This window comes from Pantoea sp. DY-15, from assembly GCF_019795935.1.
GTDB lineage: Bacteria > Pseudomonadota > Gammaproteobacteria > Enterobacterales > Enterobacteriaceae > Pantoea > Pantoea leporis.
The window spans coordinates 285,767-296,972 of record NZ_JAIMIF010000005.1; the positions used below are offsets into that span (position 1 = coordinate 285,767).

Sequence of the window (11,206 nt, forward strand, 5' to 3'; positions counted from 1 at the left end):
AAATGCCCTGAGTAACTCAGGGCATTTTGTTAAAAGGTGTTATCAACATGAATTTGGCTTGATTTAGCTTGGGACGGTGCGTTGATTCCACACACTTAGCCTTATAAACCATCGCCTGACCAATCTTGATCCAATCGACCTTAATCAGTCTGGCTTTCAGGCTAACGCGCTGTTCGCCTGCATGTTCACCTTTGTTAAGCGTGAAAATGTCTGACGTTAGGTTGCTAAGAGTAAACCCAAGCAGCACTTTCTGGTCCTCTTCTACGGCTTTCTGGCAGCGGCTTATAAGATCCGTTGCTTCTTTACCGGCGACCGTGGCATCGAAGCGTACATAGGTTGGGCTGTCAGTGGGGCCGCTCAGCGCATTAATCACCACGCTAAGAAAACCGCCATTGAGGGTTTCAATTCTGCGAATGTTGCTCAGATAACCCAGGCCTTTGATGTTGAGATTGAAGTATTCAGCTTTGGTAGAAGTGGTGTTGGCGTTGTTTGCAGCGTTGTTAGTAGTGGTAGCAGTCATGATGTTTACTCCAGAAGTGGGAAATAGTGATGGAGAAACATTCATCCCTGACGGATAAATGCTTTCCGTCAGGAAGCGCGGATAGCTATGCCGCGCTGGCTGGTAAGTACAAAGAACCTCATCACACAGGTGATATCCGCATTTATCTCACCACTTCGACATGGGCAGCAGGTATTGATGAAGATACGGTTAATGCTTCGATACAAAACAGCCTTAACTTCGGTCTTTATCATCAAGGCTTACAGATTGGCTTTGCGCGGCTCATCACGGATTACGCCACCTTCGCTTATCTGTGCGATGTTTATGTGCTCGACGCGTATCAGGGAAACGGCCTGGCACGCTGGTTGATGGCGTGTATTCATGCGCATCCGGTTTTCGCGCGGCTGCGCCGAATTACGCTGTTCACCAGCACGGCGCCGTGGCTGTATGAAAAGTTTGGCTATCAACCGGTTAACCAGCCGAATCACGCGTGGACGATTACCCGGCCTGATATCTACAAAAACAAAGCGTGATAAATCTCACAGCGCCAGCTGAATCGCCTGCACCTCATCCTCCTGCTGCGCAGGCCGCGCGCAGCAGATCAGCACTTCATCATCCGCCACTTGCGCGCTCGGTGGCGTTGGGTAAGTCACCGCGCCTTGCAGCAGTTTAGTTTTACAGCTGCCGCAATGTCCGGCACGACAGCTATACGCCGGGCTCAGGCCACGCGCTTCTGCCAGCTCCAGCAGCGAACCGGTATCCGGCGTCCAGCGCGCCTCTTTCAGTGAATCCATGAACTTCACCGGCACCGATTGGGTTGCTACGGGCAACAGCGGTTTTTCTTCTTTAACAATATCGTTGGTGCGTTGCAGTGACGACGGCCCAAAGGCTTCGGCGTGAATGCGATCGTCGGCGATATTCAAGGCGCGCAGCCCGTCGTACAGCGCCTGGGTAAATTGCGGCGGACCGCACAGATAGAAGTCGTAATCGTTAAACGGCAGCACCCGCGAGAGCAGCGCCATATCGATGCGGCCGGCAAAATCGTAATCAACATCCGGTTCTGCGTCCGCCGTCTGGCTCAGCACGCGCACTAGCTTCACCGCGCCATGCGCCGCCGCCAGCAACTGGTCGAGTTCGCGCACAAAAGGGCGCTCGGCTTTGCTGCGCGCCGACTGGAACAGAAACGTAGGGCGCAGGCGCTGTTTGCGCACTCCTTCGTATATCAGATGTCGCAGCATCGCCAGCATCGGCGTGATGCCCACGCCAGCGGCAAGCAGCACCGCCGGACGCGGTTCGCTGGCGTCGAGAGTAAAATCACCCGCCGGCGCACGCGCTTCCAGCGTATCTCCGGTGTGGAGATGATCGTGCAGGTAACGCGATACCACGCCATCGCGCTTGACGCTGATGCGGTAAAAATTCTCCGATGGCGCGACCGAAAGCGTGTAGGCGCGCATCAGCGGCTTATCCGTACCGGGCAACTGCAGGCGAATCGGCAGATGTTGACCAGCCAGATGCGGCAACAGACCCGCGCCATCATCCGGCACTAAATGAAACGAGCGGATCGTAGCGCTCTCATCCACCACCTTAATCACCTTGAACGGACGCCAGCGCGAAGCCAGATCTGCTGCACGCAGGCGTTCGGCGGCGGCTTGCCAGTCGCCGGTCATCAGCGAACTGGGTGCGACGCCATCCGGCGGCGTTAACCAGCGTAAGGCGAGGGCGGCACGACGACGCACGATACGGCGCGGGCGAAACGTCCACAGCCGCTCGGCACCCTGAAAGGCGGCGGTCTCGGGCGAGTCGAGAATCACTTCGGCATCGCCGCTCAGTTGCAGCGTGTCGCCGCTGGCGTAATCAACAAACAGCAATCCCGCTTTGCCATTATGGTGAATGTTGCCCAGCGTGGAGAAAAACAGATTGCCGTTGAAGTCGGGAATGGTCAGCAGACCACTTTCGCTGACGCGCACGAAACCCGGTTTGCCGCCGCGATGCGAGGCATCAAGCTGGCGTTCGGCATAGGTGGCGACGTAGAAGGTATCCGCCGCGCCGATGCTGGCGCGCGCGGCATCATCCAGCGCGCTCAGGATTTCCACCTCACCGCGATAAGGTTCAGCGGGAGGATGTGCAAAGTGAAAGTCACGCAGCTGGATATAGCGTGGGCAGTTGCCAAAACTCTGCTCCACCTGCACGCGAAAACCAGCGCCAATCGCCTGCAGCACGCCGTTCATGCGGTTACGTCGCCGCGTATGCAGTTCGATGCCGAGCAGCCCAACCGGCGCGCCATCCTGCATGCCCGCCGCCGCGGGATCGCCTTGATGCGGACGCGCCTCGATATCCAGCGTGGTGGCATTGGGCGAGAAGATAAAACCGGGTTGGCCTTCCAGCAGCGTGGCCCACGCATCGCCGTGCGCATCCACGCTGCCCGCCACAATAAACGGCAGCTGCGCGTAGAAGTCGCGGTGTTGATCGGGCATGTGATCGCGGATCACGCGCTGGCCGACGTCCGCCATGCGCTCCGCCACACCCGCCTGTTGCTGAAGCGCAATTTCACCCTGATGCCAAACCGGCCGTTTCTTGCTCATGATGGTGGACTCAGGCGATGCTGCGCAGGCCAGCCGCAGTTTGAGGGAAGGGCACAAAGCCCGGCAGCGCTTCGATGCGACGCAACAGCGCGTTCACCGCCGGATAGCCAGAGAGATCGACATTGCCTTCTGGCGCACCCACGATATAGCTGTACTGCGCGACGTCGGCGATAGTCGGGCGATCGCCGACCAGCCACTCGCGACCTTCGAGATGCTGCTCAATGCGTGACAGCACCAGATGCGCGCGGGCAATCACCTCTTCTGGATTGAACGGGCGGCCAAACACGGTAATCAAACGCGCCGCGGCTGGACCAAAGGCGATATCACCGGCTGCCACGGTGAGCCAGCGCTGTACCGCCGCCGCGCCCAGCGCATCTTCCGGCAGCCATTCGCTGCGGCCGGTTTTCTTCGCCAGATAGACCAGAATGGCATTGGAATCGGCAATAAACACGCCGTCATCCTCCAGTACCGGAACCTGACCAAACGGGTTCATAGCGAGAAATTCCGGCGTTTTGTTTTCGCCAGATTTGAGATCGACATCGATGACTTCATGCGGTAAATCCAGCAGCGACAGGAACAGACGTGCGCGGTGAGCATGACCAGAAAGCGGGAAATGATAGAGTTTCATGTTGCGGTTCCTTAGGTGTTGCTCGGGATAATCCCGAGCCTTGCCATAAGGTTCGCACAGACAATTTAGCGGCAGAATAGCCGGGTTAGCGAAGTCATTGTTGCGAAAAATGGAAGAATCGTGCGGGAGCTACTTCTTGGCTTCAACGCCGGGCGTAGCGGAGCGAATCAGATACTGTTCGGTCACGTCAGGTAAATGCGTCAAGGTCCAGTCGGCCATGGCGATTTCCTGCTCGCGGATACGAGAGAAGATATCGGCACTTTCGTGATCGTTAAGATGCTGCGCCGCCGCAATCAGTGAGGTGTAGCTGGCAATCTCAAGGTGTTCAAACACATTGCCGCTGATCGCGCCTTTCACCACTTCATCTTCCACCATCACGCCGCCAATCGACTGACCAAAAGCGGAGATTTTGCCGGCAAGATCTTTCAATACCGATTGGGAAGTGGAGTAGCGATCAATCACGCTCTGCACCAGCGTCTGATGTTCACGAGTCTCCACAATATGCTGTTCGATACGCAGTTTAAGTTCGGGATAGTGTTCAAGGCGCGAGGCCATTTTTTCCAGCATGCTTTCAGCCTGTTTTTCCATGGCATGGGCATCTTTTACCCAATCGAGAAAGTGCTCTTCGCTGCTGTGGCTCATAATATTTTCCTGACAAATAAATAAAAGGATACTGCGGCTGTTGCCGAATTACCGGCCAGCCGCAATAACGTTATGCGGGAGATTTATCGACGACTCGACGGCTTTTTTTACCGCCTTTTCGTCCTGCTTCAATCGCACGTTCTGGATTATTGCGAAAATTGCCGCCGCTTAATTGGCCGCCTTTTTTACCCGCTTCGCGGGCTCTTTCCGGGTCCATGGCAAAATTGCCAGAACCGCCACGTGGTGTTGTCATAATCAATACCTCAGATAAAGGGGATAACGCGTATTTCACTTGCTACTTAAGGTTAGCCCTAAAAGCCAAACGTACAACCAAAAGCAATTAGGATTTATCTTATCGATGTTGAAATTGTTCAATTATTTTTCATGCATTAAATATATTGATTTTGCTAAATGATAATTAAATCTTCGCGATTAATAGGGGGGTAGAATAATTAACCGCTGCGCTTGTGAGTTATTTTTATTTCAATGTGATGAAATGAATCAGTATTCCTGATGTTTTCATTTTTCCCTAAGGAGAGAGTGGCGGATAGATCATTAGCCATTATCTTAAAAGGGCTTTAAAAAATATAATTGCTTATGTGAAAGTGATTATTTTTAAGCGAAGCGCACTATTTACCCTTTTTAACGGTAAATAGTGCATTGGGATTATTTTACCAGCACCTGCGCACCGGCATTTTTCTCCAGTCGCGTTACGTCAAACAGCGATAGCAGCACCAACAATGCGACGCCGGCGAAGGCGATATGAATATCGCTTTGCGCAATTTCGCTATGCTCCTGCCACAACATGGATGCGCGCAGGAACAGCGCCGCCAGCGCAATACCCGCGCTCATGCTGAACTGGAAGAAGATGCTGAACACCACCGAGGCATCGCTCATCTTGTTTTGCGGCACATCGGCGAAGCCCAAACTGTTGTAGCAGCTGAATTGCAACGAGCGCGACAGCCCGCCAATAAACAGAATCGCGGCGATGGCGAAGTAGCCCAGCGACGGAGTGAGCAGCAAGCAGCCGAGCATTGCCGCGAGGCTGATCACGCCGTTGAACATCAGCACGCGACGAAAGCCCCAGCGCTTCATTAACCAGGTTGTCGCCGGCTTCATCGCCAGGTTTCCGGCAAATACCCACAGCACCATCGCACCGGCCTGCGCCGCGCTCCAGCCAAAACTCAGCTGAAACAGCAGCGGCAGCAAATAGGGCACCGCGTTGATCGAGGCGCGGAAGAACGAGCCGCCAATCACCGCATTACGAAAGGTGGCAATTTTCATCGCGCTAAACGGCAGCAGCGGCTGCGCATGGCGGAAGCTGTGACGATACGCCAGCCAGCTGCACAGCGCGCCCAGCAGCAGCAACGGAATGCCAAAACTGAGATGCATCTGCCCGAGCGCTTCGAGCGCGATAATTAATGAGGTGCAGGCGGTGGCGGTAAGCACAAAGCCGCGCACATCAAACGGTCGCAGCTGTTCGCTTTTGAACTGCGGCACCAGATAAGCGGTGGCGATGATGGAGATAATACCGAGCGGGATATTGAGCCAGAAAATCCACGGCCAATGCCCGTAGGTGACAATCAAACCGCCCAGCGGCGGGCCAAGCACCGGCGCAATCAAGCCCGGCCAGGTAATAAAGGCAATGGTTTTCACCATCTCCTTTTTTTCGGTGACGCGCAGCACCACCATGCGACCCACCGGCACCATCATCGCACCGCCAATGCCTTGCAGAATGCGGCTCAGCGTGAACATCGCGAGCGTGTCGCTTAAGCCACACAGGATTGAGGCGAGGGTGAAAATCAGGATCGCGCTAGCGAATACCGTGCGCGCGCCAACGCGCTCCGCCAGCCAGCCGCTCATCGGAATGAAAATCGCCACCGCCAGTAAATAGGCGCTGACGCCAATGTTCAGCGCCACCGGGCTGGAAGCGAAGTCGCGCGCCATCTGCGGAATCGCAGTCGTGATCACCGTGGCATCGAGGTTTTCCATAAAGAAGGTCACGGCGACCAACAACGCTAACAGCAGGGTGCGATGGGAGTTTGGTCTGGCTTCTCTGCCTGAGTCGATCATGCGAGGTCCTGCTAAAACAGAAGGATGCAAAGACTTTTAATGAAAAGCGCGGCAGGTGCAAACCGAAATGTTTAGCAAAATGTTGATGCCGTCGTAGGGTCGCCATTCATGGCGACCACAACAATGCCCCGGCACGCATTCATGCGCACCAGGTTACATCACGCTGTTTCTGCCACAGTAGCTTTCGTCTCAATAAACTGCACCACCGCACGCGTTACCTCAGCCGTGTTCGCCGTGCCGCCCACATCCGGTGTCAAAATGCCCTTAGCGCAGACATATTCAATGCCTTGCATAATCAGCGCCGCTGCGTCGCGTTCGCCGAGATGCTCCAGCATCTGCACCGCTGTCCAGAACGTGGCTATCGGGTTGGCGATGCCTTTGCCGGTGATATCAAACGCCGAGCCGTGAATCGGTTCGAACATCGACGGGAAGCGACGTTCAGGATCGATATTGGCGGTGGGCGCCACGCCTAAACTGCCCGCCAGCGCACCGGCCAGATCCGACAGAATATCGGCGTGCAGGTTAGTGGCGACGATGGTATCAAGGCTCTGCGGATGCAGCGTCATGCGATGCGTCATCGCATCCACCAGCATTTTGTCCCACTGTACGTCCGGGAACTCCTGCGCCACTTCGGCGGCAATCTCATCCCACATCACCATGCCGTGACGCTGGGCGTTGGATTTGGTCACCACCGTCAGCAGCTTGCGTGGACGCGACTGCGCCAGTTTGAAGGCATAACGCATAATACGCGTCACGCCAACGCGGGTGAAGATCGCCACTTCGGTGCCGACTTCTTCCGGCAAACCACGGTGCGCGCGGCCGCCGTTACCGGAATATTCGCCTTCTGAGTTTTCCCGCACAATCACCCAGTCGAGATCGCCGGGGCCGCGATTGCGCAGCGGTGAAGTGACACCCGGCAGAATTTTGGTCGGACGCACGTTGGCGTACTGGTCAAAGCCCTGACAAATCGGCAAACGCAAACCCCACAGCGTGATGTGATCCGGCACGTCAGGCGCGCCGACCGCACCAAAATAAATCGCATCAAACGTCTTCAGCGTTTGCAGGCCATCTTCCGGCATCATCACGCCGTGTTGCTTGTAGTAGTCCGAGCCCCAGTCAAAAGTCTGCACGTTGAATTTGAGATGAGGATCGTGACGCGTCAACGCGTGCAGCACTTCCACTCCAGCAGAGATCACTTCCGGGCCAATACCATCCGCAGGGATTGCGGCAATCGAGTAGTTACGCATGTTGTTTCTCCAGATCAATGAGTATGAGGATGAGGGATTTTCGCCGTTTGCGGTCGGTTACCGCTGGCGGCGAGCAGCAGAACCACAATGGCCGAAAGCGCCAGCAGTCCAGCCACGAAATAGAGGCCCCACGTATAGCTGCCGGTTTGCTGGCGGATTACGCCAATCATCATCGGGCCGACAAAGCCGCCAAGGTTGCCGATGGAATTGATGGTGGCGATGCCCGCCGCCGCCGCCGGGCCGCTCAGGAATAAGGTCGGCATGCTCCACAGCGGCGGTTTTGAGGCGCTGATGCCGACGGTGACCAGCGTCAGCGCGATAATCACGGTGAACAGCGTGCTGACGTTACCGGCATAAATCAGGCCAGCCGCCGCCAGCAAACAGGCACCAATCACATGCCAGCTGCGCTCTTTGGTGCGGTCGGAGTGACGCGCCCACAGGATCATGCCGATCACGCCGATCACCGCCGGGAAGGCATTAAGGAAGCCGATTTCCATCGAGGATGCGCCGAAGCTGCGGATGATCTGCGGCGACCAGATGCCGAGCGTGTACAAACCCGCTGACGTACCGAAGTAAACCAGCGCCAGCGCTAACACCCGTTTATCCATCAATCCGCGCCATGCGCTGCTGTGGCTATTTTTCACGGCGCGCGCCTGCTCTTCGGCCTGCATGGTGGTTTCCAGCCATGCACGCTCCTCATCGGTCAGCCATTTGGCTTTTGCCGGGCGGTCGGTGAGGTAAAACAGCACCACGATGCCGAACAGCAGCGCCGGAATCGCCTCCAGCACAAACATCCATTGCCAACCGGCAAAGCCCAGTAGGCCGTGCATCTCCAATAACGCAGCAGAAATTGGCGATCCCAGCGCGGTGGAAAGCGGCGCGGCAGCCATAAAGATGGCGGTGACCTGCGCCCGTTTCGCCGCCGGGAACCAGTAGCTGAGATAGAGTATGATGCCGGGGAAGAATCCGGCTTCCGCCACGCCCAGCAGAAAGCGCAGCACGTAAAAGCTGGTAGTGCCCTGCACAAAAGCCATGCAGCCGGAAACCAATCCCCAGGTGATCATGACGCGTGCAATCCAGATGCGGGCGCCGACTTTATGCAGAATTAAATTCGACGGCACTTCAAACAGAAAATAACCAAGGAAAAAGATCCCGGCACCAAAGCCAAATACCGTGGGCGAGAAACCTAAATCCTGATTCATGGTTAATGCAGCAAAACCAATATTGACGCGATCGAGAAAAGCGATGAAGTAGAGCAGCATGATGAAGGGCACAATGCGTAACGTCACTTTACGCATCACCCTTTTTTCGAGGTGAGAGTTCATATTAAAGTGCTCCAGATTGTGTAGGGTGGTGTTATTTTTTTGTAATCGAGTTCAGTATGCAGTTTTGCTTTGGCTTATCATCAGATGTGGATTATATAAACTATTTGCATAATCAACGGGTGAGGGGAATGTGGATATAAATCAATTGCGTTGCTTTGTTGCGGTGGGTAAAGAACTGCATTTTGGCCGCGCCGCACAAAAGATGGAAATGATGCCTGCGTCACTTTCTCGCTTCATTCGTTTACTGGAAGAGGACCTTGGCGTGCGTCTGTTAAATCGATCGACGCGTAATGTTTCATTAACCGCCGAAGGCGCGCTCTTTTTTGACGATGCCAGTAAATTAATCGATCAATTTGATGTACTGGCTAAACGTTTTAAAGTGGGATTAAAAGATGAACGTCGCACATTACGTATTGGCGCAATTGATAGTGCCGCGCGTGGATTAGTTCCGGCATTACTTAATTTATTTGTTCCGCTGCATCAGCACAGCGATATTCATATTATTGAAGACAAAACCATTAATTTAATCCCGAAATTAAAGTCGGGCTGGCTGGATATGATTTTTATTCGCGAGCCACAAAGTATTGATGCGTCATTAGCGGTGCGCTTTATCACCCGCGAAAGCTGCGTGCTGGCGGTGCCAATTCAGCATGCACTGGCGGGTCGTGAACAGGTGGCGGTGGCTGATTTTCAACACGAAGCGATGATCATTCCAGACCGGCGCACACGTCCGCACAGTCACGATCTCACCATGAGCCTGTTCAAACTTGCGGGATTCACGCCGCACATCGCGCAGTTTGCCGAAGAGAAACAAACCATTCTGAGCCTGGTGGCTGCCGGTTTGGGATTGGCGGTGGTGCCGGCTTCGTATCGCACCATGAACAGCGACAGCGTCAGTTATATCGCGCTGGATCTGCCGGAAGAGATTAAAGGTTTGCCGCTGAGTATTGCCTGGCAGAAGGGCAACGAAGATCGGTTTCTGCGCGAGATGCTGCGCCTGTTGCATGAGCATCAACGTGAGCTGACGGAGAAGTTGTGATTTCCCTCACCCTAACCCTCTCCCGCCTGCGGGAGAGGGTTAGGGTGAGGGGCAAAGCGCACTTTCCACCCTGTGGCTAATTCCCACGACTCTCTCTATGATGAAAACTTTCCCGCGCCAATGTCGGGAACGATCAATGAGTTAGGGAAAAATCGCGCGATGACCATTTTAAACGACCTGGATTTGCGGCAGCTGGAAGCCTTCTCGGCAGTGATCTCTGCCGGTAGCGTCACGGCGGCGGCAAAGGCGCTCAATCGCTCGCAGCCGGCGGTGTCGCGTTTGATTCAGGAACTGGAACAATCGCTGGGTTATCCGCTGTTTATTCGCAACGGTCCGCGCATTCATCCTTCGGAAGAGGCGCTGCAGCTGCATCAATACGTGCAGAAAGCGCTGCTCTCGCTGCAGCAGATTCGCCTGCGCGCGCAGGAGATCGCCCATCAGCAACATCGTCCGCTGAGCATCGCCGCCACGCCGGCATTGGCGGCGGGTTTGCTGCCGCAGGCGCTGGCCGCGCTGAACCTGCAGAACAAAGTGCAGATCATCAGCGAATCGGCGGTGCAGACGGCGCATGCGGTGATCACCGCCGAAGCCGATCTCGGTTTATGCAGTTTGCCGCTAGAGCATCACGCAGTGGAGTTGCACTGGATTGGGCAATCACAGTGCGTAGTGGCGCTGCCGGAGAATGACGAGCTGGCGGCGCAGTCTCAGCTGTCGTTGAGCAGCCTGACGGGACGCCGTTTGATTGCGCCTTGGAGCCCGCAGCGGCTGCGCGGACGCTACGAAAAAGCGCTGAAAAAGGTCAAAACGCCGCTGCACGAAACCATCGAAACCAACTCTTCCGCCAATATTCTTGGCTGCGTGCGCGCCGGGCTGGGCGTGGCGATCCTCGAACCGGTCACCGGTTGGGGCATGCCGCTGGCCGGTGTGGCGATCCGTCCAATCGAGGAGGATATTCCTTATTACTTTGGCGTGATTACGCCGCAGGGAAGACAGATTTCTGCTGCCGCGCAGGCGCTGGTGGAGGCGTTAGCCAGCGCTGCCGCCGATTTGCTGCCGGGTTTTGAGCGTCTGCCCGCCAGCGAGCATCCGCGTATTATGCGGTTGATTAATCAGGATTAAAATTAGTGCGGTTATTAGCGAGGTCGCCATGAATGGCGACCCTACGCACGTT

11 protein-coding genes are annotated in these 11,206 nt (G+C 55.5%); 3 read left to right on the top strand and 8 right to left on the bottom strand.

Annotation, left to right across the window (positions count from 1 at the left end):
* Positions 1-16 precede the first annotated feature (16 nt).
* Positions 17-520 (bottom strand): STY4534 family ICE replication protein, encoded by a 504-nt coding sequence (locus K5Y32_RS19125; RefSeq protein WP_222185474.1) that lies wholly within the window; start codon positions 518-520, stop codon positions 17-19.
* A gap of 29 nt (positions 521-549) precedes the next feature.
* On the opposite strand from K5Y32_RS19125, the gene K5Y32_RS19130 reads away from it, so the two are divergent.
* Entirely contained in the window at positions 550-1,032 is a 483-nt protein-coding gene (locus K5Y32_RS19130) for a GNAT family N-acetyltransferase (protein WP_370635120.1), read from the top strand.
* Positions 1,033-1,038: 6 nt separating this feature from the next.
* Here the strand turns inward: K5Y32_RS19130 and K5Y32_RS19135 are convergent, their stop codons facing one another.
* The 7 genes from K5Y32_RS19135 to K5Y32_RS19165 all read right to left on the bottom strand — a co-directional run bounded on the left by K5Y32_RS19135 (position 1,039) and on the right by K5Y32_RS19165 (position 8,996).
* The gene (locus tag K5Y32_RS19135) at positions 1,039-3,081 is read right to left on the bottom strand and encodes a pyridoxamine 5'-phosphate oxidase family protein (RefSeq protein WP_222185475.1); all 2,043 of its coding nucleotides are present in this window, start codon (positions 3,079-3,081) and stop codon (positions 1,039-1,041) included.
* Positions 3,082-3,091: 10 nt separating this feature from the next.
* A complete protein-coding gene (locus K5Y32_RS19140) occupies positions 3,092-3,709 on the bottom strand; it encodes a glutathione S-transferase family protein (protein WP_222185476.1) in 618 nt (205 codons plus the stop codon).
* Between the two features lie 129 nt (positions 3,710-3,838).
* Positions 3,839-4,351 carry a ferritin-like domain-containing protein gene (locus tag K5Y32_RS19145; RefSeq protein ID WP_222185477.1) on the bottom strand — a complete coding sequence of 171 codons (513 nt, stop codon included), beginning with the start codon at positions 4,349-4,351 and terminating at the stop codon, positions 3,839-3,841.
* A gap of 70 nt (positions 4,352-4,421) precedes the next feature.
* Positions 4,422-4,604, bottom strand: coding sequence for a general stress protein (locus tag K5Y32_RS19150; RefSeq protein ID WP_110867269.1), 183 nt, complete (start codon positions 4,602-4,604; stop codon positions 4,422-4,424).
* A 413-nt stretch (positions 4,605-5,017) separates the two neighbouring features.
* The gene (locus K5Y32_RS19155; protein WP_222185478.1) at positions 5,018-6,424 is read right to left on the bottom strand and encodes an MFS transporter; all 1,407 of its coding nucleotides are present in this window, start codon (positions 6,422-6,424) and stop codon (positions 5,018-5,020) included.
* A gap of 158 nt (positions 6,425-6,582) precedes the next feature.
* Entirely contained in the window at positions 6,583-7,671 is a 1,089-nt protein-coding gene (locus K5Y32_RS19160) for a tartrate dehydrogenase (protein WP_222185479.1), read from the bottom strand.
* Positions 7,672-7,685: 14 nt separating this feature from the next.
* Positions 7,686-8,996, bottom strand: a complete 1,311-nt coding sequence (locus tag K5Y32_RS19165; protein ID WP_222185480.1) for an MFS transporter — start codon at positions 8,994-8,996, stop codon at positions 7,686-7,688.
* 130 nt (positions 8,997-9,126) lie between these two features.
* Here K5Y32_RS19165 and K5Y32_RS19170 point away from each other — a divergent pair, with 130 nt between their 5' ends.
* The gene (locus tag K5Y32_RS19170) at positions 9,127-10,035 is read left to right on the top strand and encodes a LysR family transcriptional regulator (RefSeq protein WP_222185481.1); all 909 of its coding nucleotides are present in this window, start codon (positions 9,127-9,129) and stop codon (positions 10,033-10,035) included.
* A gap of 159 nt (positions 10,036-10,194) precedes the next feature.
* On the top strand, positions 10,195-11,154 hold the full coding sequence (locus K5Y32_RS19175) for a LysR family transcriptional regulator (RefSeq protein ID WP_222185482.1): 960 nt from the start codon (positions 10,195-10,197) through the stop codon (positions 11,152-11,154).
* The last annotated feature ends 52 nt before the right edge of the window (positions 11,155-11,206 follow it).